Source organism: Dyella sp. NPDC103356 (assembly GCF_055584465.1).
The window spans coordinates 382,070-405,344 of record NZ_JBVJLZ010000002.1 but is presented as its reverse complement, the minus strand read 5'-3'; the positions used below and the strand labels follow the sequence as shown (position 1 = coordinate 405,344).

Sequence of the window (23,275 nt, the reverse complement as noted above, 5' to 3'; positions counted from 1 at the left end):
CTCAACCCTTCATGCTGTCGATTTCGGCGATATTGATCGTGCTGCGATTGCGGAACAGCAGGACCAGGATCGCCAGGCCGATCGCGGTTTCCGCCGCGGCCACCGTGAGAATGAAAAACACGAACACCTGCCCCGCCGGATCGCCGATGAAGCGCGAGAACGCGACGAAGTTGATGTTCACCGCCAGCAGCATCAGCTCGATCGACATCAGCAACACGATGACGTTCTTGCGGTTGATGAACAGGCTGGCCACCGCGATGCAGAACAGCACCGCACCCAGCACGATGAAATGCGAAAGCGTGATCATGGGGTGGACTCCTGTTGCGGCGACGTCGCGGCCGGCTGTTCGGCCGCCATCTTGATCAGGCGCACGCGGTCACGCGGGTTGATGCTGACCTGCTGAAGCGCCGTCTGATGGCGCACGCCACCACGATGGCGCAAGGTCAGGGCCACCGCAGCGACCACGCCGACGGTAAGAATCAACGCGGCGATTTCGAACGGCAGCAGAAACTGCGTGTACAACGCCTTGCCCAGCCATTCGGTATTGGAAAGACCGGCCGCGGTGGCGGGATTGGCGCCCATCACCTGGGCGTGCATCGCACGCACGCCGATCAGCGCCAGCATCTCGCCCAGCATGACCAGGGCCACGATGATGCCCACCGGCAGGAACTTAATGAAGCCCTCGCGGACATTTTCCTTGTCGATGTCCAGCATCATCACCACGAACAGGAACAGAACCATCACCGCGCCGACGTAGACGACGATCAGGGCGATGGCGAGGAACTCCGCTTCGGCCAGCAGCCAGATGCAGGCCGTGCTGAAAAAGGTCAGCACCAGCGACAGCACCGCGTGCACTGTATTTTTCAGGGTGATCACACCCAGCGCCGCGATGATGGTCACCGCGCCGAAAGCGTAGAAGCAGATGAGTTGGAACAGTTGCGGATCGATCATGATGTCCCGTCCTCAGCGATACGCGGCGTCTTGCGCGCGAGCTGCTGCGATGTCCTTCTCGAAGCGGTCGCCGATGGCGAGCAGCTGCGGCTTGGTCACCACGTTCTCGCCCCGATGCTCGAAGTGATATTCGTGCACGTGCGTTTCCACGATCGAGTCGACCGGGCAGCTCTCCTCGCAGAAGCCGCAGAAGATGCACTTGAAAAGATCGATGTCGTAACGCGTGGTGCGGCGCTGGCCGTCACCCGGGCGCGGCGCCGAGTCGATGGTAATCGCCAGGGCCGGGCACACCGCCTCGCACAGCTTGCACGCGATGCAGCGCTCTTCGCCGTTGGGATAACGACGCAGCGCATGCAGACCGCGGAAGCGGTTCGACTTGGGGATGTGCTCCATCGGGTAGCGCATCGTGTACTTCGGGCTGAACATGTAGCGCATGGTCAGCGCCATGCCCTTCAGCAGCTCGATGAGCAGGAGGCTCTTGAAATAGTGAGTTACGCGAGACATGGCTTTTTTAAGCTCCCGTGCCGATGCTGACCCAGCCGAAATACTTCATGCAGCCGGCTACCAGGACCCATACGATCGTGATGGGGATAAAGACCTTCCAGCCCAGACGCATGATCTGGTCATAGCGGTAACGCGGGAAGCTGGCGCGGAACCACAGGAACATGAAGGCGAACACGAAGGCCTTGATGAACAGCCAGAGGAAGCCGCCCTGCCCGATGAAACCCCACGAGGTCGGGAACGGCGACAGCCAGCCGCCCATGAACAAGGTGGCCGCCAGAAAGCTGACCAGGATCATGTTGGCGTATTCGGCCAGGAAGAAGATCGCAAACGCCGAACCGGAGTATTCCACGTGGAAACCGGCGACGATTTCCGACTCGCCTTCGGCCACGTCGAACGGCGCGCGGTTGGTCTCGGCAACGCCCGAGATGAAATAGATGATGAAGACCGGCAGCAGCGGCCACATGAACCAGTCGAAGACACCCTTGTGACCGGTCTGCGCATGCACGATGTCGGTCAGGTTCAAGCTACCGGCGAGCACCAGCACGCAGACCAGACACAGGCCCATCGCCAGTTCATAGGAGATGACCTGCGCGGCCGAACGCATCGCACCGAGCAGCGCGTAGCGCGAGTTGGATGCCCAACCGGCCAGGATGATGCCGTACACACCCAGCGAGGTCATCGCCAGCAGATAGAGCACACCTGCATTGACGTTGGCCAGCACCATTTTCTCGCTGAACGGAATCACCGCCCACGCGGCCAGCGCGGGAATCAGCGCCAGCAAGGGTGCGAGGTAGTACAGGAACTTGTTCGCGCTGGTCGGAAGGATCACTTCCTTGATCAGCAGCTTGACCACGTCGGCGAAGGCCTGCAGCAAGCCCAGCGGACCGATCTTGTTCGGTCCCATGCGCACGTGCATCCAGCCGATGACCTTGCGCTCCCAGTACACGAACATCGCCACGCCGATGATCAGGGGCAGCACGATGCAAATGATGTAGACCAACGGCCAAACCAGCTGGTTGAGGATCTGCTCCATGGTTTACGCCTTGCTCAAGGTGATGGCCGCGCCGTACGGCGGCAGCGTGGCGGTGTCGTTGTGCGCGGCCTCGATCCACACCGTGCCATCGGGCACCGTGCTGTCGATCGCCACCGGCAGGGTCACGCCCGCGATGGTTGCCTTGCCGCCATCGGCCAGGCTCTGGCGCTGCGCTTCAGCCGCGCTCAGGCGAATGGCCGGTGCGCGGTTGAGCGGATGCTCGCCCAGTGCCTTGGCGCGACGAAGCACCGCGTCGGTACGGTAGATCGGCCAGGTAGCCAGGCGGCTCAGACCGTTGAATGCCTGGCGTGCGGCAACCTCGCCACGCGCGGTGTGCGCGCGCTCGGTGACGCCTTCACGCAGACCGGCCAGATCGTCGAACTCGAAGCTGGCCACCTTCAACAGGCCACCCAGTGCACGCAGCACCTTCCAGCCCGGACGCGCATCGCCCGGTGCCTGCGAACCGGCACCCACGCTCTGCACCATGCCGTCGACGTTGACCAGGGTCGCATCGATTTCCGGTAGCAGGCCGATCGGCAGGATCACGTCGGCGACATCGCGCAGCACGGGGCTGGCGTAAGCGCTGAATGCGACAACCTGTTCGGCGGCATGCAAGGCCTTGAGCACCGCGGTGCCATCGGCGAAATCGTGCGGCGGCTCGACGCCGTACAAGACATAAGCCTTGCGCGGCTGCGCCAGCATCGCCTGCGCATCGAGCCCGCCATTGGCCGGCAGCACGCCGACGCGGGCGAGACCGATCGCATTCGCACCGACCGGAAGTTCGTTGTAACCGGCGCCCGTGGCGTCGGCGATGAAGCGCGCAATCGCGCGCAGCCACGAAGCCTGCGGATGCGTGACGGCGGCTTCGCCCACGATCACGGCAGCATGGCCGGACTTCAGCGCGGCAATCGCAGCGCGTGCCTTGTCGGTCACTTCCACGTTCGCGGCGGCGTCCGTCGCGAACGACGGCAACGTCGCGCCGCCTTCTGCGGCAGCCTTGGCCACCGCCAGCAACGCATCGACCAGATGCTGCGGCGCGACCACGGCTTCATGGGCCAGCGGATAGTTGAAATCGAATTCGGCCGGATTGACCGCGAAGACCTTGGCGCCCTTCTTCACCGCCTGATGCACGCGATGATTGACCAGCGGCAGTTCGTGACGCAGATCCGAGCCGACCAGCAGTACGGCCTTGACCTTGTCCAGCGAAGCCACCGGCGTAGCGAACGTCTGCGCGACGGCATTGTCGGCAAAGTCCTGCTGACGCAGGCGATGATCGACATGGGCGCTGCCCAGGCCACGCGCCAGACGCATCAGCAGATCGCCTTCCTCGTTCGATGTGGCCGGGTGAACCAGCATGCCCAACTCACTGCCCGGCACCTTCTTCAAGGCTTCGGCGGCGACGGCAAGCGCGTCTTCCCAGGTGGTCGCGGTCCACTGGCCGTTGCGCTTCACCTGCGGTGCGCGCAGACGGTCTTCGACATACATGCCCTGATGGCTGTAGCGGTCGCGGTCGGACAACCAGCATTCGTTGACCGCTTCGTTGTCGCGCGGCACGGTACGCAGCACTTCGCCGCGGCGCGTGTGCAACCACAGGTTGGAACCGAGTGCGTCGTGGTAGGCCACCGACGGCTTGGCGACCAGCTCCCAGGCGCGCGCCTGGAACTGGAACGGCTTGTTGGTCAGCGCGCCGACCGGGCAGACGTCGATGATGTTGCCCGACAGCTCGGTTTCCAGCGTCTTGCCGATATAGGTGCCGATCTGCAGGTTGTCGCCGCGGCTCATGCCGCCGAGTTCGTAGGTGCCGGCGATCTCGCTGGTGAAGCGCACGCAGCGCGTGCACTGGATGCAGCGGGTCATTTCGGTAGCGACCAGCGGCCCGATGTTTTCATCGGCGATGGTGCGCTTGCGCTCGGTGTAACGCGACACGCCACGGCCGTAGCCAAGCGAGACGTCCTGCAGTTCGCACTCGCCGCCCTGATCGCAGATTGGGCAATCGAGCGGATGGTTGATCAGCAGGAATTCCATCACGTCGCGCTGATACTTCAGCGCGGTGGCCGAACGGGTCTGCACCTTCATGCCTTCAGCCACCGGAGTGGCGCAGGCCGGCTGCGGCTTGGGCATGGGCTTGCCGCCCATTTCCACTTCGACCAGGCACATGCGGCAGTTGGCGGCGATCGGCAGCTTGCGGTGATAGCAGAAACGCGGAATCGCGACGCCAATGGCGTCGGCCGCTTCGATGATCATCGCGCCCTTGCGAATCTGCGTGGGCTTGCCGTCGATCTCGATGTTCAGCAGATCGGAAACGGCGGCGGTGGGTTGGGCGCTCATGCAGCAGCTCCGATCTTGTCGTCGACGATCGAGCGACCATTGACGATGTAGTACTCGAATTCATGCCAGAACTGGCGCAGGAAACCCTGCACCGGCCAAGCAGCGGCTTCGCCGAAGGCGCAGATGGTGTGGCCTTCGATCTGGCCGGCGATAGCCTTCAGGCGATGCAGGTCGTCCATCGTGCCCTGCCCGTCGACGATGCGCGTCAGCACGCGATTCATCCAGCCGGTGCCTTCGCGGCACGGCGTGCACTGGCCGCACGATTCCTTGTAGAAGAACTGCGAGATGCGACGGGTGAAGCGCACCGTGCAGACGGTGTCGTCCAGCACCACGATCGCGCCCGAGCCCAGGCCGGTCTTGAGATCACGCAGCGTGTCGTAATCCATCGGCAGGCCCTTCAACTGCTCGGCAGTCAGCACCGGCATCGACACACCGCCAGGAATCGCACCCTTCAAGGTACGGCCCGGACGCAGTCCGCCAGCCATTTCCAGCAGTTCGTCGAAGGTGGTGCCGAGCGGCACTTCGAAGTTGCCGCCCTTCTGCACGCAACCGGAGACCGAGAAAACCTTCGGCCCGCCGTTCTTGGTCTTGCTCTGCGCCAGGAACCAGTCCGCGCCCTTGCGCAGGATCGAGGGAACCGAGGCATAGGTTTCGGTGTTGTTGATCGTCGACGGCTTGCCATACAGGCCGAAGTTGGCCGGGAACGGCGGCTTGAAGCGCGGCTGGCCCTTCTTGCCTTCGAGCGACTCCATCAAGGCGGTTTCTTCACCGCAGATGTAGGCGCCGGCGCCGAGCGCGTTATAGATGTCGATATTGATGCCGGTGCCCTGGATGTTCTTGCCCAGCAGGCCCGCGGCGTACGCCTCTTTGAGCGCCTCTTCGAGATGCTCGTACGGCTCGTGATGGAACTCGCCGCGCAGGTAGTTATAGGCCGCGGTCGAACCGGTGCAGTAGCACGCAATCGCCATGCCTTCGATCACCGCATGCGGGTTGAAGCGCAGGATGTCGCGATCCTTGCAGGTGCCCGGCTCCGATTCGTCGGAGTTGCAGAGGATGTACTTCTGCATGTCGCCCTTGGGCATGAAGGACCACTTCAAGCCGGTCGGGAAACCCGCGCCGCCACGGCCGCGCAGGTTGCTCTTCTTGATCTCGTCGATCAGCGTGGTCGGGTCGGGCTTCTCGGCGAGAATTTTCTTCCACGCTTCGTAGCCACCAACCTGGACGTAGCTTTCCATCGCCCACGGCTTCTCGAAATGAAGCGTGGTATAGACGACCTGATGTTCTTTGGGTGCCGGACCGTATGCCATTGCCGAAGCCCTTACTTCAAACCGTCGAGAATCTCGTCGACTTTTTCAGTCGTGAGACGCTCGTGGTAGTGACCATTGACGGTCATCGCCGGTGCGCAGGCGCACGCAGCAATGCATTCTTCTTCGCGCTTGAGATAGACGCGGCCATCGGCGGTGCTTTCGCCGAGCTTGATACCGAGTTTCTTCTCGCAATGACGCACCAGGTCTTCGGCGCCGTTCAACCAGCACGAGACATTGGTGCAGATCGCCACGTTGTTGCGACCGACCGGCTTGGTTTCCAGCATCGAATAGAAGCTGGCGACCTCGTATGCCCACACGGGCGGCAGGTCCAGGTATTTGGCGACGGCATTGATCAGCTCGTCGGTCAGGAAGCCGTTGTTCTGCTCCTGCGCGGCAAACAGCGATTGGATCACCGCCGAGCGCTTGCGATCGGGCGGGAACTTGGCCACCCACTCATCGATGTGATGGCGGGTATGGTCGTTCAGTACGACGAGCGGATCGACGTTCTTGACCTGCTCGTAATTTCCGGTGGCTTTCATTGCATATGCTCCCGTCGGCTCAGCGATCGACTTCGCCGAACACGAGGTCATAGGTGCCGATCATCGCCACCACGTCGGCCAGCATGTGGCCACTCACGATGGGATCGATCGACGACAGATGGGCAAAACCCGGTGCGCGCAAATGCACGCGGAACGGCTTGTTGGCGCCGTCGGAAACCAGGTAGCAACCGAACTCGCCCTTGGGCGCCTCGACCGCTGCATAGGTTTCGCCGGCCGGCACGCCATAGCCTTCGGTAAACAGTTTGAAGTGATGAATGAGGGCTTCCATGTCCTCCTTCATTTCCTCGCGCGACGGCGGCGAGACCTTGAAGTTCTTCAGCATCACCGGGCCGGGGTTGGCACGCAGCCACTGCACGCACTGCTTGATGATGCGGTTGGACTGGCGCATTTCTTCCACGCGCACCAGGTAGCGGTCGTAGCAATCGCCGTTGACGCCGACCGGGATATCGAAATCCATCTGCGCGTACTTGGCGTAGGGCTGCTTCTTGCGCAGATCCCAGGCCACGCCCGAGCCGCGCAGCATCGCACCGGTCATGCCCCACTGCTGGGCCAGCTCCGGCGAGATCACGCCGATGCCGACGGTACGCTGCTTCCAGATACGATTATTGGTCAGCAGTTCTTCGTATTCGTCGACGCGCGCCGGGAAATCGTTGGTGAACGCATCGAGGAAGTCGAGCATCGAACCTTCGCGCCAGCTGTTCAGGCGCTTCAGATCATTACCCTTGTGCCAGGGCGACTCGCGGTACTGCGACATGTGACCCGGCAGATCGCGATAGACGCCGCCAGGACGGTAATAGGTCGCGTGCATGCGCGCGCCCGATACGGCCTCATAGACGTCCATCAGCTCTTCGCGTTCGCGGAACGCGTAGAGGAACACCGCCATCGCACCCAGGTCGAGCGCGTTGGAGCCGATCCACATCAGGTGGTTCAGGATGCGGGTGATCTCGTCGAACATCGTACGGATGTACTGCGCACGTTCCGGTGCCTGGATACCGAGCAGGTTCTCGATCGCCATGACGTAGGCGTGCTCGTTGCACATCATCGACACGTAGTCGAGACGGTCCATGTAGCCGATCGACTGGTTGAACGGCTTGGACTCGGCCAGCTTTTCGGTGCCGCGATGAAGCAGACCGACGTGCGGATCGGCACGGACGATGGTTTCGCCGTCCATCTCCAGCACCAGGCGCAGCACACCGTGTGCGGCCGGATGCTGCGGGCCGAAGTTCATCGTGTAATTGCGAATTTCCTGCATGCTCAATTCTCCCGCCAGTTGTCGGCGGCTTCGGCCTTGGCCTGCGTGAGGTCGGCGTCGTCACGGATCACGCGCGGCACCAGCACGCGCGGTTCGATCGACACGGGTTCGTAGACAACGCGCTTCTGCTCGGGGTCGTAACGTACTTCGACGTTGCCGATCAGCGGGAAGTCCTTGCGGAACGGATGGCCGACAAAACCGTAGTCGGTCAGGATGCGGCGCAGGTCCGGATGGCCTTCGAAAATGATGCCGTAAAGGTCGAACGCCTCGCGCTCGAACCAGTTCACGCCCGGCCAGATGCCGGTCAGCGACGGCACCACCGGCAGGCTGTCGTCTTCGCAGAAGACACGCAGACGCAGGCGCTGGTTGTGCTCGATCGACAGCAGATGAATCACGGCGGCGAAACGGCGCGGCTGCTCGACGTCACGCGGGCGGTCGGCCCAGGTGAAGCGACCCATGGCCTCGCCTTCTACGCCACGCGAGAAACCGGTGCCGGAAATGGTCTGGGTATCCCATTCGGTCTGGCCGTAGCCGAGGTAGTCGACGCCACAGACGTCGACCGCTTCGGAAAAGCGGAACGGGGCTTCGTCGCGCAGCGCGGTGGCAACGGCGATCAGGTCGGATGCCGCCAGCTCGGCGGTGACTTCGTTGCGGGCGACGGTTACCGCCAGCAGATCGCCGAATCGCGCGGCAAGGCGCTCGACCAGCGAGTTCGATTGCGTATCAGTCATGGCCAGACAGCTCTCAGGAACGCGCGATGGTGCTGGTGCGACGAATCTTCTTCTGCAACTGCAGAATCCCGTGGATCAGTGCCTCGGCCGTCGGCGGGCAGCCCGGCACGTAGATATCCACCGGCACGATGCGGTCGCAACCGCGCACCACGGAATACGAATAGTGGTAATAGCCGCCGCCGTTGGCGCAGCTGCCCATGGAGATCACCCACTTCGGGTCGGGCATCTGGTCGTAAACCTTGCGCAACGCGGGGGCCATCTTGTTGACCAGGGTGCCAGCCACGATCATCACGTCGGACTGGCGCGGACTCGGGCGGAAGATCACGCCGTAGCGGTCCAGATCCAGGCGCGCCGCGCCGGCGTGCATCATTTCGACGGCGCAGCAGGCCAGACCGAAGGTCATCGGCCACATCGAGCCGGTGCGCGCCCAGTTCATCAGCGCATCGACGCTGGTGGTGGCAAAGCCGCGCTGCACGATCGGGTTGTCGCCGGCCGGACGCAGAATGTCGTCGACCAGGTTCAACGGCTGCGGGTTGTGCATCACCCGGTCGAGGGAAGAGATCACTCCCATTCCAGTGCTCCCTTCTTCCACACGTAAGCGAAACCGACCACCAACAGCACCAGGAACAGCGCCATCTCGACCAACGCGATCAGGCCGATCTTGTCGAACACCACCGCCCAGGGGAACAGGAAGGCGACTTCAAGATCGAAGATGATGAAAAGGATGGCCAGCAGGTAGTAGCGAACGTCGAAACGCATGCGCGCATCTTCGAAGGCTTCGAAACCGCACTCGTACGGCGAGAGCTTGTGCGACTCCGGACGACGTGGGCCGGCCAGGAGGCCAATGACCAGCAGCACCAGGCCTAGGCCCGTGGCGACGGCGATAAAAAGCAGAATGGGCCAGTATTCGGCAAGCACGATGGAACGTACCTCCGCGCCTCGAAGGCGCATCAGCGGACCGTTGGGGAACGGTTCGGAAGCAACTCGGATCAAGCGTTTACCAGGCCCAGGGGGTCGGTTTGACTCGATTCAATTCATACAATCGGCACATTGTATCAGTGCGTTCAGCGACGACAAGACACTTTGGAGTGGGAATGGGGGATGGGGAACAGGGAATGTGTGCACCGCAGCTCGCCCGAAGGCCCGGCTGCGTTGATTTGTCGATGAAATTTGCCGTCAGGAAAGAAAGCAAACGCGGCTATCTTTTTTTGCATCGCCACATCGGGGGCGATAGCAAGACGGCCTCAACACACGATTCGTCAGCCAGAAGCCCTGCTGGGCTCCAGCCTGATGCGTTACATCGTGTGAGTCGGGCGCTCGGATGCCGTCACGCCGGCCAACAGGTTCTCGATACGGGTACGTGCCGCTTCGCCGTCGGGTGATTCGTTGAACTGCACGCCGATGCCGGCCGTGCGGTTACCCTGCGCGCCAACCGGGGACACCCATACCACTTTGCCTGCGACAGAAAGCCGCTCCCCTTCGTCGGTCAGATTGACCAGCAGCACCACCTCGTCGCCCAAGGCATAACGCTGCGCCGTGGGCGCAAACAGCCCGCCGTTCTTCAGGAAAGGCATGTACGCGTTATAGAGCGCAGCGGCATCCTTGATCTTCAAGGAAATAATGCCCTGGCGAGCGTTGACGGCGGGATTCATGTCTGCCCCTGCGGCACGAATGACTTAGGCGGCATCCTAACGCAGCCGGCACAGCTTCGGTGCGTCTTGCTTGGCAACGTCAGGAGATTTCGTGCCAGCCCCAGACATCGAAAATCCAGGGCGATGGCAGATCCATATGCAATTTCACGAAGTGCGGCCCCGCCGTCGCGACGACTTCGGACGACAGCATGACCTGACCCTGCCCCTGTTCGATGAGCGGGGCACGACGCCAGGACCAGCTGCGTACGCCTGACGGGCTGGCCAATGTCAGGCGCAGCAAAGGTTTCAGCCAAGGAGCCGGCTGCCACGGCAACCTATATGACGACGGACTGCCACGCCCGATCTCGACGCGGGTAAATGCCTCGGGGCGTTCGACCAGCTGGCGCATGCGCGTACCGCTCAGTGCGGTCTGGCTGGCATGCGCCTCCATCGCCTGGCGTTTGGCGTCCTGATGCACAGGACCGATCTTCAGGATCTCCCCGGCGCCAGCCATGGCCCCACCATGGACGAGGTAGGTCAACAGGATCGGCGTCAGCGATTCGCGTGCCATGGCGAGCCGCGCAAGAACGTGCGCAGCGCCATGGTCAGGATGGCGATCGCCCAGGTCGGGCAATACCACCAGATTCGGACACCACGCGCGCAGACGTACCTCGAGCAGGTCGAGCATGGCGGCGAACTGGCCCTTGAGCCGACCGGTCAGCCCCATGTCGGGCCAACTGAAGCCTTCCAGCTGCTCCGGTGCGATGCCGAGCGCGGCCAGAGCCTGCGCGACTTCGTTACGCCGACGACGGCCCCAGCGCTCGCGTTCGGCGGCACCGATCCACAGGCGACGCTCCAGCCAGCGCTGCGGCCATGGGTTGTTGTCGCCATCGGTCAGCAGCCAGATACGTACTTCGCCGCCCGCCTCGCGAACCTGCTGCAACAGGCCGCCGGCCCCGATCGTCTCGTCATCCGGATGCGGTGCGATCACCAGCAAGCGAGTCTGCTTGTCGGGGATGGGCAGCATGGAGCCGATCAGCGCCAACGAGCCAGCAGTTCCAGCAGCAGCAGATCGCCGCGCAATGGGCCACGCAAGGACTCACGCGTACGGTTGGCCGCCATGTACCAGTCATCCAGACCTTCGCTGTCCAGTCCGCTGGCACAAGGGCCGGCGACCGCACCGGCCTTGGCGCGCGCCTCGTCGGCCGCGGCCTGGGCGGCAAACCACAAACGCTGTTCCGGCTCGTTGTCGAGCCAGCGACGGACGACCTCCATCGTTTCGCCGCGACCACCAGCCAGTGCCGCCAGATCCTTGCGTACTTCCTGGCGACGGGCCAATGCACCCTCTTCCGACCATTGCCGTGCAAGACCGGGATTGCCGTTGGCAGCATCCAACGCGGCCACGGCATCCTTGACGCCCTGCGCCTGCAACCATGCGAGGGCTTCCTCACGCGGCGGCAGCTGAAACTCGATGCGCTGGCAACGGCTGCGTATCGTTTGCGGCAGACGCCAGGGAGCATCGGCCACCAGCAACAACATGGTCTGGGCCGACGGCTCTTCCAGGGTCTTGAGCAAGGCGTTGGCCGCGGCGGCATTCATGGCGTCGGCCGGATCGATGCTGGCGATCTGCCAGCCACCAAACTGACTGGCCATGGACAGGCGTGCCGACAGCTCACGCACCTGATCCACCACGATCTCGCTACGCTGCACACCATCCTTGCGCAGCCCGTAGCTCAAGCTGACGTAGTCCGGATGCGTGCCAGCCGCGAACAGCAGGCAGCTGCGGCACTCTCCACAGGCGTCGCCGTCGCGCGCCTGCGGGCACAACAGCCCACGCACCAGACGCAACATGAAAGCGCGCTTGCCCAGTGCCGCCGGTCCGGTCAGCAACAGCGCATGCGGCATCGCCCCGCGTTCCCTGCGTGCCTGCAGCCGTTGCCAGTGTTCGTCGTGCCACGGCATCGCGCTCATACGTGTTGCTCCAGCAGGGGTGCGACCGCGTCGATCGCCGAACGCAGTACGCCATCGACCGACTGGCTGGCATCGATAACGCGAAAACGCCGCGGCTCCTGCCTGGCCAACTCCCGATAGGTGCTGCGCACGCGCTCGAAGAAGGCATCGGCTTCGCTTTCGATGCGATCGGCCTCACCGCGTCCGGCAGCGCGCGCGCGGCCGGTCTCGACGGGTAGATCGAGCAACAGGGTGAGATCGGGCTTCAAGCCTTCGGTGGCCCAATGCTCCAGGGTTTCGATGCGTTCGCGCGGCTGACCGCGGCCACCGCCTTGATAGGCGTAGCTGGCATCGGTAAAGCGGTCACACAGCACCCATTGACCGGCCGCCAGCGCAGGCTCGATCAGCTCGCGCACCAGCTGCGCGCGCGCGGCGAACATCAGCAGCAGCTCGGCTTCGGGCGCAATACCACGCTTGGCCGGATCGAGCACGATGGCGCGCACCGCTTCACCCAGCGGCGTACCGCCCGGCTCGCGCGTCTGTACGAGTTCCACGCCATGCTGCACGAAGTAGTCGCGCAGACCTGCCAGCAAGGTGCTCTTGCCGGCGCCCTCGCCACCTTCGAGTGAAATGAATCGTCCGCGTGTCATGAGCAGCGCTTCAACTGGTAGCAGGCGACGTTGCGATTGTGCTCGTCCAGGGTCGATGAGAACACATGGCTGCCATCGCCACGCGCCACGAAATAAAGCTCGCTGCCTTTGAGCGGATGCGTCGCCGCCTGCAATGCCGGCTTGCCGGGCATGGCGATCGGCGTCGGCGGCAGGCCCTGGCGCGTATACGTGTTGTATGGGGTGTCAGTGGTCAGATCCGACTTGTGGATGTTGCCGGCGTAGCTGTCGCCCATGCCATAGATCACCGTGGGATCGGTCTGCAGCAACATATGCATCTGCAGGCGGCGCACGAATACGCCGGCAATGCGCGGGCGCTCGTCGGCACGACCGGTTTCCTTCTCCACGATCGACGCGAGAATCAGCGCGTCGTAAGGCGTCGCCAGCGGCAGGTCCTTGTCGCGGCCCTGCCACGCTGCGTCGAGCGCCTTGCTCATGGCCGCATGCGCACGCTTGAGAACGTCCAGATCGCTATCGCCCTTCACATAGGCATAGGTCTCAGGCAGAAAACGACCTTCGGGCTCTTCGCCCGCGCTGCCGATCTTCTCCATCAATGCCTTGTCGTCAAGCACCGCACCATCCTGTCGCAAACGATCCGCATGCGTCAGCGCCTGGCGCAGCTCGCGGAAATTCCAGCCGTCGACGATGGTGAAGTAGCGCTGCAACACCTTGCCGGCCGCCATATTGGTCAGCAGGTCGCGCGGCGTCATGCCGCCGCTCAGGGCATATTCGCCCGCATGCAGCTTGCCAGCCACACGCATCTGCTCGGCCAGCAGTCGCCAGTAAAGCGGCGATGCCTGGGTAAAGCCGCGCTGGCGCAGTTCGCCGACGATGTCCTTGAAGCTGCTGCCACGGCCGATATCGATACTTTGATTGGTGGTGGTGAGGGTGAGCGGCGTACGGCTGAAACGCGCGAAGTCGAACCAGCCATAGGCGATTCCGGCGGCGATCGCCAACAGGACGATGACCACCACGACGCGGAACAGCGCGCCACCGGATTGCTTGCTACGGCTCATGCTTGGCTTCCTGAAAAACCCAGATCGCGCCAATGCTGTTGCAAGGCACGGGTGTGTGGACCGGGGGCAAAGGCCGTTTCGCCCACCGTCCGAAGCGGAAGAATGCCGCGTACGCTGGAACTGAGAAAGAGCTCTTGGGCCTGCCAGAGTAAATCGAGCGGCAAATCGCGCACTTGCACGCCCCCTCTGGCCAGGATTTCAGCGCGCGCGACACCCGCCACGCCACAGCGGTCGAGTGCCGGCGTCACCAGGACGCCGTCGATGACCGCAAACAGATTGGCCATGGTGGCCGAAATCACTCGACCGGCTTCGTCGCAAAGCAGTCCTTCGAACACTGCCGGGTCGTCCCATTCGGCACGCGCCAGCACCTGTTCCAGTCGATTGAGATGCTTCAGGCCTGCCAGCAGTGGCTGCGAGGCCAGCCGCAGCGTACACAGTCGTGCCACCACGCCATCGCGATAGTCCTCAGGCGGCGATGGCGGCGGCGCAAATGCGGCCACCAGGCGCGTCGGCTGCGGATGGGCAGGCAAGCGGTATCCACGCTCGCCGATGCCGCGCGTGATCGTGATACGCACCACGGCCTCGGGCATGCCGTCGATCACGCTCAACGCTTCGCTTTCCAACTGTTCGGCGTCGATGGCTGGCAGATGAAGCCGTTTGCAGCCGTGCTGCAGCCGCTGCATATGCCGCGCCCACAGAGGCGCGCTGCTGGCGGCAAAGCGGACCGTTTCGAACAGGCCGTCGCCGTAAAGCAGGCCTCGGTCGAGCGGAGACACCGCAGCTTCCGCCTTGCCATCCAGCAGCAGGCGAACCGGCGTGGTCGACATCAACCGGCAGCCCCGAGTGCACGCAACAGGCCGCGTGCCTTGGCGCGGGTTTCTTCCAGCTCGGCGGCTGCCACCGAATCGGTCACGATCCCGGCGCCGGCTCGCAGACTGATCTGTCCGGCGGACTGCGTCAGCGTGCGGATCAAGATGTTCAAATCGAGGTCACCGTTGCGATCGATATAGCCCAGCGCGCCGGTATAGGCGCCGCGGGGTGCGTCCTCCAGCGCAGCGATGATTTCCATGCAGCGCACCTTCGGGCAACCGGTGATCGTACCGCCCGGAAAGGTCGCACGGATCACCTCGCCTGGCGTCACTCCGGTGCGCAGGCGACCTCGCACATTGGACACGATGTGATGAACGTGGGCATAACTCTCCACCACCATCAGCTCGTCGACCTCGACCGTACCCGGCACGCAGACCCGTCCCAGGTCGTTACGCTCCAGATCGATCAGCATGACGTGCTCGGCGCGCTCCTTCGGATGCGTGCTCAATTCGCGGATCCGCGCGAGTTCGTCGTCGCCCGCCACACGTGGTCGGGTACCGGCGATGGGACGCGTCTGCGCCATGCCTTTGCGCGCTTCGACCAGCCGCTCGGGTGAGGAGCTGGCGATCGCCCAGCCACCATGCTGCAACAGGCCGGCAAACGGCGCGGGATTGGCCTGGCGCAAGGCCGCATAGACGTCGGCAGGCCTGGGCGGCTGGGCATAAGACATGCGCCATGCACGCGACAGATTGACCTGGAAAATATCGCCGTCGCGCAAATGCTGGTGAATGCGTTCGACACCATCGAGGAAAAGCGTGGGCGCGTCTTCATCGATAGCCGTTGGCTCCGGCAAGGCCTGCGCCGCCCACTGCGAAGCCAGATCCGCTTCGAGCTGATCGAGCAGCGCTTCGCTGCCCTCTTCCGCCACCAGTATCGTACGGTCCCGCAGATGGTCGACAACGATCGCCGCCGGGCAGCGCAAGGCCAGCGCCACCGGCAGAACGTCGTGTCGGCGCAACTTCAGTCTCGGCTCGATTTCCGCGGCCAGCTCATAGGCCAGCATCACCACCCAACCGCCATGAAACGGCAGCTCGTCGGCGCACCCGTCCGTGCGCTCGGCTTGCCACGCGCGATCGAGGGCATCGAGAAAACCGCCGGGCTGCAGGACGCCCGCGTCATCGAGCACGCGCCCATCGGCATGCAAGGTCAGGCTTGCGCGTGGAAACGCGAACAGCAGGTCATAGCGCGACTGCGGCGTACCGCGGACCACGCTTTCAAGCAGGCAAGGATAACGCTCCGGAAACAGCGCGGCCGGCGCGAGCAGATCGCGCCGGCCGGCAAGGTAACGCACCGATATGGTCACGCCAATCAGACGCGACGGAACGCCAAGGTGCCGTTGGTGCCGCCAAAACCGAACGAATTGGAGATCACCACGTCGACCTTCGCTTCGCGTGCCGTGTTCGGCACGAAATCGAGATCGCAGCCTTCGCCCGGCTCGTCGAGATTGATCGTCGGCGGCAACACCTGGTCACGCAGTGCCAGGATGCTGAAGATCGCTTCCACGCCGCCGGCCGCACCGAGCAGATGACCGGTCATCGACTTGGTCGAGCTGACTGGCAGCTTGTACGCGTAATCGCCGAACACGCGCTTGGCCGCGAGCACTTCACCCAGGTCGCCCAGCGGCGTCGAGGTGCCGTGCGCGTTGACGTAGTGCACATCGGTCGGGTTCAGCGCGCCGTCCTTCAGGGCAGCCTCCATCGAGCGTGCCGCACCCTCGCCGCCTTCGCTCGGCGCGGTGATGTGATACGCATCGCCGCTCATGCCGAAGCCGACCAGCTCGGCGTAGATCTTCGCGCCGCGTGCCTTGGCGTGTTCGTATTCCTCCAGCACCAGCACGCCGGCGCCGTCGGACAGCACGAAGCCGTCGCGATCCTTGTCCCACGGACGGCTGGCCTTGGTCGGCGCGTCGTTGCGGGTAGACATGGCCTTGGCCGAGCAGAAGCCCGCCATCGCCGTGCCGGTGGTGGCGAATTCAGCGCCACCGGCCACCATGACGTCGGCATCGCCGTACTGGATCATGCGCATGGCCAGCCCGATATTGTGCGTGGCCGTGGTGCAAGCCGTGACGCAGGCGATGTTCGGCCCCTTCAGGCCGTACATGATCGACAGATGGCCCGAGACCATGTTGATGATCGAACTGGGCACGAAGAACGGCGACACGCGACGCGGGCCCTTTTCATGCAGTTCGATCGATGTATGTTCGATGGTATGCAGGCCGCCGATACCAGCCGCCACCGCCACGCCGATGCGCGGTGCATTTTCTTCCGTCACTTCCAGACCGGAATCGCGCAGGGCTTGCGTGCCCGCGGCGATGCCGTAGTGGATGAACGGATCCATCTTCTTGATGTCCTTGGGCGCAATCCAGTCGCCTGGGTTGAAATCGCGGACCTGACCGGCAATGCGCGTGGCATAGGCGGTCGCGTCGAAATGGGTGACTTCACCGATACCGCTGACACCCTTGAGGATGTTGTCCCAGGCGCTGGCGAGGTCGTTGCCAACCGGCGAAATGATGCCCATGCCGGTTACTACCACACGTCGTTTGCTCATCTGATCTTTCCCTTTGGGGTTCCGCGGCCGCCGTCGCAAACTACCGCATCGATTGCAGCCACGCCGTCCGATACCTTGAGGCCCTCACAGGCCTATACAAGGCGACCATACGGGGTCGGACGTTGCTTATTGCAGAAACGAAAACTGCGCCGATATGGCGCAGCTTTCGATATCGCTTTCGTCGGCAGGCAAGGCGATAAGCGCATGCCCGCCTCGTCACGATCAGTCCTTGGTATGGGCCTTGATGTAATCAGTGGCCTGCTGCACCGTGGTGATCTTCTCGGCTTCTTCGTCCGGAATCTCGGTCTCGAACTCTTCCTCGAGAGCCATCACCAGTTCCACGGTGTCCAGCGAATCCGCGCCCAGATCGTCCACGAACGAGGAGTTCGCCGTGACTTCATCTTCTTTCACGCCCAGCTGCTCGACGACGATTTTCTTGACGCGTTCTTCGATGGTGCTCATGTTGCCAATACCTCCCAAGGAGTAGTTGCTTGTCTTGAACCGGCCTTCCGACCGGCAAGGCCGGCGGATTGTAATGGCTAAGCCTGTTGGCCGCCACGGTCCGCCGGCGCGGTTTTATGTGTCGACCCATCGGGCCGACGCGAAAGGCTAATTGTCGCCTAAAAATCGCCCGCTGGCGACAACTGCCGAAAAATATCCCAATACGCTGAGACGCGAGCCTGTATGGGCACGCCCGGGCCAGGCTTCAAGGCCTGGCCTCCAAATTTCACTATCAGGGCATGTACATGCCGCCATTGACATGTAGCGTCTCGCCGGTGATATAGGCCGCCGCCGGGGACGCGAGAAACGCCACCGCCTGCGCAATATCGTTCGACTCGCCCAGGCGGCCCAGGGCGATCTGACCCAGCAGAGCCTGCTTGGACTCCTCCGGCAGCGCGCGCGTCATGTCGGTATCGATAAAGCCCGGCGCCACCACGTTCACGGTGATCCCGCGCGTACCGATCTCGCGCGCCAGCGACTTGGAGAACGCGATGATGCCGGCTTTGGCCGCGGCATAGTTGGCCTGGCCCGGGTTGCCAGTCAGGCCGATCACCGAGGCGATCGAGATGATGCGGCCCTTGCGTGCCTTCATCATGCCGCGCAGCACCGCCTTGGAGGTGCGGTAAACCGAGGTGAGATTGGTATCGAGAATGGCCTGCCAATCCTCGTCCTTCATGCGCAGCAGGAGCTGATCGCGCGTGATGCCGGCATTGTTGACCAGGATCGAGACCGGCCCGAACTCCTTGGCGATCGCATCGATCAAGCCCTCGACCTGCGCACTGTCGGTCACGTTTAAAACGCGACCCGAACCGCCGTGTGCCGCCAGCCGCTCACCGATAGCCGCAGCACCCGACTCGCTGGTCGCCGTACCGATCACGGTCGCGCCGCGCTGGGCCAGTTCATCGGCGATCGCAGCGCCGATACCACGGCTGGCGCCGGTGACCAGAGCGATTTCGCCCTGCAAAGAATGACTCATGCTCAGGATTCCTTATGCATCGGATAGCAAAATTTCGAAGCGACGCTCACGACCATTCGGCACGTACGGCGTCGAGATCGGCAGGAGTTCCGATAGCGCGGGCTTCGACGCTCTTGTCGATACGCTTGATCAAACCGGCGAGCACCTTGCCCGGGCCTGCCTCGACGATGCGAGTCGCACCACCAGCCACCAGCGCCTGCACGCATTCGGTCCAGCGCACCGGCATATAGAGCTGTTGCTGCAACGCGCCGCGGATATCGGCAATCGTATCGAAGGACTTGGCCACCGCGTTCTGCACAACCGGAATCACCGGCAGCTGCCATGCAATGGAGGCCATGAGCTCGTCGAGCTTCTCGGCCGCATCGCGCATCAGCGCGCAATGCGACGGCACCGACACGGCCAGCTTGACCGCCTTCTTCACGCCGAGCTCGGCCAGGCGGGCCAAGGCACGATCGACCGCTTCGGCATGCCCTGCAATCACCAGCTGACCGGGCGAATTGAAATTGGCCGGCGCCACCACCTGCCCCTGCGCCACTTCTTCGCACACGGCGGCAATCTGTGCATCGTCGCCACCGAGAATCGCCGCCATCGCGCCGACGCCTGCGGGCACCGCGGCCTGCATCAGGCGGCCGCGCTCGGCAACCAGGGCGGCCGCATCATGCAATGACAAGGCACCCGCGCAAACCAGGGCGCTGTATTCGCCCAGGCTGTGACCGGACATCTGCGCCGGCTGTGCGCCGCCGACTTTCTGCCAGACGCGCCAAACAGCGACGCTGGCCGCCAGCAACGCCGGCTGGGTGTTCTGCGTGCTGTTGAGCTGCTCCTCGGGCCCCTGCTGGCTCATTGTCCACAGGTCGACGCCCGCGCCCTGCGAGGCTTCATCGAACGCGGCTTTGACGTCGCCGTGTGCGGCGGCCAGTTCGGCCAGCATGCCGACCGATTGCGAACCCTGGCCGGGGAAAACGAAAGCGAGCGAGGCAGATGGAGTCATGGAGTAGGAAGCGTCCGGGGTACCAAAAGCGGAATGGTGCCAGTTATGGGCTCCGTACGCAGCTGTTTGGGGGCATGTGGGTGGGTAGTGACGGCGCGAAAATCAAAATACCCGCTCAAAAGCGGCGGGATTTGTGCCTCAGTTTTCATCGTCGCCTCGGCGAAGGCCGGGGCCCAGCGTCTTTCGCACGTTGAAGCGTAAGGCACTGGGTCCCGGCCTTCGCCGGGACGACGGATAGGAAAGGTTACGAGGGGCCCCCCGGAGTCGTTGGCAACGGCAGGCTTTCTCCAAACAAAACGGCCACGCAAATCTTGCGTGGCCGTCCAAGAAAAATGCAGGGTAATGATCAATAACGCAACAACGCCGACGCCCACGTAAATCCACCACCAAACGCCTCAAGCAGCAGGTTCTGCCCCCGCTTCACCTTGCCCGAACGCACCGCATGATCGAGCGCCAGCGGCACGGAACCGGCCGACGTATTGGCATGCTGGTCGACGGTGACGATCACTTGCTCCATCGACATGTTCAGGCGCTTGGCGGTTGCTTCGATGATGCGCAGATTGGCCTGATGCGGGATCAGCCAATCGAGCTGCGCGGCATCCATCCCGCCCGCCTTGAGCGTTTCTTCGACCAACGCGTCGAGCGTCTTCACCGCCACCTTGAACACTTCACGGCCAGCCATACGAATGCGCACGCCATGGTTGGGTTCGTCCGTGAAACCGGCGGACACGCCCACCGGGTTGTACAGCAGTTCCTTGTGACCGCCATCGGCGTGCAGGCAGGTGGCGTAGATGCCCGGCTCACTGCTGCCTTCCAATACCACCGCGCCCGCGCCGTCGCCGAACAGCACGCAGGTCTCGCGCTCATTCCAGTCGATCATGCGAGTCAGCGTTTCGGCACCGATCACCAAAGCCTTCTTCGCCGAACCGGTCTTGATGAACTTGTCCGCCACGCCCAACGCGTAGACGAAACCCGAACAGGCGGCATTGACATCGAACGCAGCGCAACCGTTGGCACCCAGACGATGCTGCACCAGACAGGCGGTGGACGGAAAAATAATATCGGGCGTGGTCGTGCCCAGCACGATCAGATCGATTTCGGACGCCTTGATGCCTGCGGCATCCAGCGCACGTTGCGCGGCAAGCGTGGAGAGATCGCCGGTGGTTTCGCCGTCGGCGGCGATATGGCGCTGGCGGATACCCGTGCGGGTACGAATCCATTCGTCACTGGTATCGACGAATTTTTCCAGGTCGGCATTGGTCAGTACGCGCTCGGGCAGCGCGCTGCCGGTCGCGACGATACGAGAGTAGATCGGAGCCATTGACTATCCAGTTACGGGGCGCGCAACGCGCCAGGCGGGTCGGCCAGAAAAACCGGGCGGCCAAACCGGCAACGTTACGCTGCCTGAGCGCCAAAACGCAAAGCGGCGCGTAGTCGCGCCGCTTTGCTGATCCAAAGTCCGGGAGCCTGGTGACAGGCCCTCAGGGCTCGATCAATCCTCTTCGACCACCGAAGCGTTGGTCTGGATGACCTTCTTGCCACGGTAGTAGCCGTCCTTGGTGACGTGATGGCGCAGATGCACCTCGCCACTGGTCGGGTCGGTGGCCAGCTGCACGGTTTTCAGCGCATCGTGCGAACGACGCATGCCGCGGGTGGACGGGGTTTTGCGGCTCTTGGCAACGGCCATGGCAAGTCTCCAGCTAAATCAGTTTTTCTTGAGTTCGCGCAAGACCGCGAACGGGTTATCGGGACGACCCTCAGCCGCGGATTGCTCCGGCTCAAGGCCAACTACTTCTTCCGGCAGGCTGCTTTCCGGGTTGATCGGGATCAGCGGCAATGCCAACAGCAATTCGTCTTCGATCACGTCCGCGAGGCTCAGCTTGCCGTCTTCGGCAACCAGCAGCGGCTCGCTTCCCGGGGGAAGTGCCGACTCCTCGCGCTCGGTACGAATCAAGCCCAACCGCGTATCCACCGTTACCGGCAACACGAACGGCTCCAGCGAGCGTTGGCAGATCAGTTCGAGCGGCGCCTGAATACGCACGTCCAGATAGGACGTACCGAACTCATCGCGACCGAAATCCAACTCGTACTGAGCCGCCCCATCCGTGCCAGCGAGCACCTCGGAGAGGCGCTGCAAAGCAGCGATCGGCAAGGCACCTTGAAACGAACGCCTTGCCGCGACCATGCGCCATGCGTCCACGGACTCTGGCAGTGTCACGGACATAATCGTGAAATTCTAGGTTCAGGCAAGGGAGAAGTCAACTGCATACAAGCGCTTAAGGCGGGGGCAAAGGATCGTTTTGCGTCGATCGGGCTCCATGCGGCAGACTGAACGCCTTACACGCCTTCGAGCCCACGCCCCTCGTGAACGCCTACCTGATGGCCGGTCTGACCACCTTGTTCATTGTACTGGCTATCGTGGGCGCCATTGCTATCGCCTACCGCCAGCGACTTTATCGGCGTACAGGCAGCGTTCGCCACCTGCTGGAGCTGGCCGACCGCCTGGAAATCGACCTCAAGAACTGCCGCAACGGCCTGCAGCAGGCCCACGCCGTCATGTCGCTCAACCCCGACCTGCCCGCCCAGAGCGAAAAAGAGGCCCGCAACGCCATCGAGGCCGGGCTTCGCTCGCTGCTGCAGCAACGCATATGGATTCGCGACAAGGCGCCACGAGCCACCCAGCAGGAGCTGGACCAGGCCGTGGCGACCATGAGCGAAGCCCGTAATCGACTCCGCCCGCTTCTGGCCGGGCTGGACCAGGCCCAACACGATCTGGACGACGCCATGCGCGAACAAATCCGCCGCGAGACCGATGCATGACCTCTCCCCGTCTGATTCTTGGCTCCACCTCCAGCTATCGCGCCGAACTGTTACGCCGGGTCTATCCCGAGTTCGAGCAACGCGCACCGGGCACCGACGAATCCGCACTGCCAGGAGAAACACCTGCCCAACGCGCACTGCGCCTGGCCATCGCCAAGGCCGAAGCCGCCGGCGCGGGCCAGGCCGATGCACTGGTGATCGGTTCGGACCAGGTGGCCGAATTGCATGGCGCGGTGCTGGACAAACCCGGGGTCGCCGACCGTGCGCGCGCCCAGTTGGCCGCCAGCTCCGGGCAGGAGGTCCATTTTCATACGGCCGTGTGTCTTTTCGATACCCGCGATGGCGTGCGCTATTTCCATGTCGATCACACCCGGGTGCAGTTCCGCGTACTCAACGAAACCGAAATCGCACGCTATGTAGCACGTGAAAACCCACTCGATTGCGCCGGCAGCTTCAAGTGCGAAGGGCTGGGTATCAGCCTGTTCGAGCGGATCGACAATGAAGACCCCACCGCGCTGATCGGCCTGCCGCTGATCGGGCTGACGCGCCTGTTGAGGGAAGCGGGCGTTTCAGTGCCGTAAAAAGGTTGCGCAGCCCCCGATGACACCCGCAAGGACTTCGCCTATCGTGAGGCTTCCT

27 protein-coding genes are annotated in these 23,275 nt (G+C 63.3%); 2 read left to right on the top strand and 25 right to left on the bottom strand.

Annotated features, from left to right (window positions below):
• Nucleotide 1 precedes the first annotated feature (1 nt).
• The 25 genes from nuoK to ACZ6WW_RS05140 all read right to left on the bottom strand — a co-directional run bounded on the left by nuoK (nt 2) and on the right by ACZ6WW_RS05140 (nt 22,040).
• Complete coding sequence (nuoK, locus tag ACZ6WW_RS05260) at nt 2-307, bottom strand: NADH-quinone oxidoreductase subunit NuoK (protein WP_281848389.1); 306 nt, start codon at nt 305-307, stop codon at nt 2-4.
• Nucleotides 304-951: an NADH-quinone oxidoreductase subunit J gene (locus ACZ6WW_RS05255; protein ID WP_281848388.1), complete on the bottom strand. Its 648-nt coding sequence runs from the start codon at nt 949-951 to the stop codon at nt 304-306. The genes nuoK and ACZ6WW_RS05255 overlap by 4 nt, the downstream gene beginning before the upstream one ends.
• Before the next feature lie 12 nt (nt 952-963).
• Nucleotides 964-1,455 (bottom strand): NADH-quinone oxidoreductase subunit NuoI, encoded by a 492-nt coding sequence (gene nuoI / locus ACZ6WW_RS05250; RefSeq protein WP_281848387.1) that lies wholly within the window; start codon nt 1,453-1,455, stop codon nt 964-966.
• 7 nt (nt 1,456-1,462) lie between these two features.
• Nucleotides 1,463-2,488: an NADH-quinone oxidoreductase subunit NuoH gene (nuoH, locus tag ACZ6WW_RS05245; protein ID WP_281848386.1), complete on the bottom strand. Its 1,026-nt coding sequence runs from the start codon at nt 2,486-2,488 to the stop codon at nt 1,463-1,465.
• Nucleotides 2,489-2,491: 3 nt separating this feature from the next.
• Nucleotides 2,492-4,816 (bottom strand): NADH-quinone oxidoreductase subunit NuoG, encoded by a 2,325-nt coding sequence (nuoG, locus tag ACZ6WW_RS05240; protein ID WP_465273260.1) that lies wholly within the window; start codon nt 4,814-4,816, stop codon nt 2,492-2,494.
• On the bottom strand, nt 4,813-6,123 hold the full coding sequence (gene nuoF / locus ACZ6WW_RS05235; protein WP_465273259.1) for an NADH-quinone oxidoreductase subunit NuoF: 1,311 nt from the start codon (nt 6,121-6,123) through the stop codon (nt 4,813-4,815). Before nuoF ends, nuoG begins: the two co-directional genes overlap by 4 nt.
• An 11-nt stretch (nt 6,124-6,134) precedes the next feature.
• Nucleotides 6,135-6,662, bottom strand: coding sequence for an NADH-quinone oxidoreductase subunit NuoE (gene nuoE, locus ACZ6WW_RS05230; RefSeq protein WP_281848383.1), 528 nt, complete (start codon nt 6,660-6,662; stop codon nt 6,135-6,137).
• A gap of 19 nt (nt 6,663-6,681) precedes the next feature.
• Nucleotides 6,682-7,935 carry an NADH-quinone oxidoreductase subunit D gene (locus ACZ6WW_RS05225; RefSeq protein ID WP_281848382.1) on the bottom strand — a complete coding sequence of 418 codons (1,254 nt, stop codon included), beginning with the start codon at nt 7,933-7,935 and terminating at the stop codon, nt 6,682-6,684.
• A gap of 2 nt (nt 7,936-7,937) precedes the next feature.
• Nucleotides 7,938-8,666: an NADH-quinone oxidoreductase subunit C gene (locus ACZ6WW_RS05220; protein WP_465273258.1), complete on the bottom strand. Its 729-nt coding sequence runs from the start codon at nt 8,664-8,666 to the stop codon at nt 7,938-7,940.
• A 13-nt stretch (nt 8,667-8,679) separates the two neighbouring features.
• Nucleotides 8,680-9,237, bottom strand: a complete 558-nt coding sequence (locus ACZ6WW_RS05215; protein WP_281848380.1) for a NuoB/complex I 20 kDa subunit family protein — start codon at nt 9,235-9,237, stop codon at nt 8,680-8,682.
• On the bottom strand, nt 9,228-9,584 hold the full coding sequence (locus tag ACZ6WW_RS05210) for an NADH-quinone oxidoreductase subunit A (protein WP_281852894.1): 357 nt from the start codon (nt 9,582-9,584) through the stop codon (nt 9,228-9,230). The genes ACZ6WW_RS05215 and ACZ6WW_RS05210 overlap by 10 nt, the downstream gene beginning before the upstream one ends.
• Nucleotides 9,585-9,961: 377 nt before the next feature.
• Nucleotides 9,962-10,318, bottom strand: coding sequence for a PilZ domain-containing protein (locus ACZ6WW_RS05205; RefSeq protein ID WP_281848379.1), 357 nt, complete (start codon nt 10,316-10,318; stop codon nt 9,962-9,964).
• Nucleotides 10,319-10,397: 79 nt separating this feature from the next.
• Nucleotides 10,398-11,324, bottom strand: a complete 927-nt coding sequence (locus tag ACZ6WW_RS05200; protein ID WP_465273257.1) for a PIG-L deacetylase family protein — start codon at nt 11,322-11,324, stop codon at nt 10,398-10,400.
• An 8-nt stretch (nt 11,325-11,332) separates the two neighbouring features.
• The gene (gene holB, locus ACZ6WW_RS05195) at nt 11,333-12,268 is read right to left on the bottom strand and encodes a DNA polymerase III subunit delta' (RefSeq protein ID WP_465273256.1); all 936 of its coding nucleotides are present in this window, start codon (nt 12,266-12,268) and stop codon (nt 11,333-11,335) included.
• On the bottom strand, nt 12,265-12,897 hold the full coding sequence (tmk, locus tag ACZ6WW_RS05190) for a dTMP kinase (protein WP_281848376.1): 633 nt from the start codon (nt 12,895-12,897) through the stop codon (nt 12,265-12,267). The genes holB and tmk overlap by 4 nt, the downstream gene beginning before the upstream one ends.
• Nucleotides 12,894-13,931, bottom strand: a complete 1,038-nt coding sequence (mltG, locus tag ACZ6WW_RS05185) for an endolytic transglycosylase MltG (protein ID WP_281848375.1) — start codon at nt 13,929-13,931, stop codon at nt 12,894-12,896. Before mltG ends, tmk begins: the two co-directional genes overlap by 4 nt.
• On the bottom strand, nt 13,928-14,758 hold the full coding sequence (pabC, locus tag ACZ6WW_RS05180) for an aminodeoxychorismate lyase (protein WP_465273255.1): 831 nt from the start codon (nt 14,756-14,758) through the stop codon (nt 13,928-13,930). Before pabC ends, mltG begins: the two co-directional genes overlap by 4 nt.
• Entirely contained in the window at nt 14,758-16,092 is a 1,335-nt protein-coding gene (locus ACZ6WW_RS05175; RefSeq protein WP_465273254.1) for an aminodeoxychorismate synthase component I, read from the bottom strand. The genes pabC and ACZ6WW_RS05175 overlap by 1 nt, the downstream gene beginning before the upstream one ends.
• Before the next feature lie 17 nt (nt 16,093-16,109).
• Nucleotides 16,110-17,348, bottom strand: a complete 1,239-nt coding sequence (gene fabF, locus ACZ6WW_RS05170; RefSeq protein WP_281848373.1) for a beta-ketoacyl-ACP synthase II — start codon at nt 17,346-17,348, stop codon at nt 16,110-16,112.
• A 222-nt stretch (nt 17,349-17,570) separates the two neighbouring features.
• Nucleotides 17,571-17,810, bottom strand: coding sequence for an acyl carrier protein (acpP, locus tag ACZ6WW_RS05165; RefSeq protein ID WP_281848372.1), 240 nt, complete (start codon nt 17,808-17,810; stop codon nt 17,571-17,573).
• Nucleotides 17,811-18,081: 271 nt separating this feature from the next.
• Nucleotides 18,082-18,825 (bottom strand): 3-oxoacyl-ACP reductase FabG, encoded by a 744-nt coding sequence (fabG, locus tag ACZ6WW_RS05160; protein WP_281848371.1) that lies wholly within the window; start codon nt 18,823-18,825, stop codon nt 18,082-18,084.
• Between the two features lie 46 nt (nt 18,826-18,871).
• Nucleotides 18,872-19,816, bottom strand: a complete 945-nt coding sequence (gene fabD, locus ACZ6WW_RS05155; RefSeq protein WP_465273253.1) for an ACP S-malonyltransferase — start codon at nt 19,814-19,816, stop codon at nt 18,872-18,874.
• Nucleotides 19,817-20,162: 346 nt separating this feature from the next.
• A complete protein-coding gene (locus tag ACZ6WW_RS05150; protein ID WP_465273252.1) occupies nt 20,163-21,137 on the bottom strand; it encodes a beta-ketoacyl-ACP synthase III in 975 nt (324 codons plus the stop codon).
• A gap of 171 nt (nt 21,138-21,308) precedes the next feature.
• A complete protein-coding gene (gene rpmF, locus ACZ6WW_RS05145; protein WP_281848368.1) occupies nt 21,309-21,503 on the bottom strand; it encodes a 50S ribosomal protein L32 in 195 nt (64 codons plus the stop codon).
• Between the two features lie 18 nt (nt 21,504-21,521).
• Nucleotides 21,522-22,040, bottom strand: coding sequence for a YceD family protein (locus tag ACZ6WW_RS05140; protein WP_465273251.1), 519 nt, complete (start codon nt 22,038-22,040; stop codon nt 21,522-21,524).
• A gap of 140 nt (nt 22,041-22,180) precedes the next feature.
• Here ACZ6WW_RS05140 and ACZ6WW_RS05135 point away from each other — a divergent pair, with 140 nt between their 5' ends.
• Both ACZ6WW_RS05135 and ACZ6WW_RS05130 read left to right on the top strand, forming a co-directional pair.
• Entirely contained in the window at nt 22,181-22,636 is a 456-nt protein-coding gene (locus tag ACZ6WW_RS05135) for a hypothetical protein (protein ID WP_465273250.1), read from the top strand.
• Nucleotides 22,633-23,217, top strand: coding sequence for a Maf family protein (locus ACZ6WW_RS05130; RefSeq protein WP_465273249.1), 585 nt, complete (start codon nt 22,633-22,635; stop codon nt 23,215-23,217). The genes ACZ6WW_RS05135 and ACZ6WW_RS05130 overlap by 4 nt, the downstream gene beginning before the upstream one ends.
• Nucleotides 23,218-23,275 lie beyond the last annotated feature (58 nt).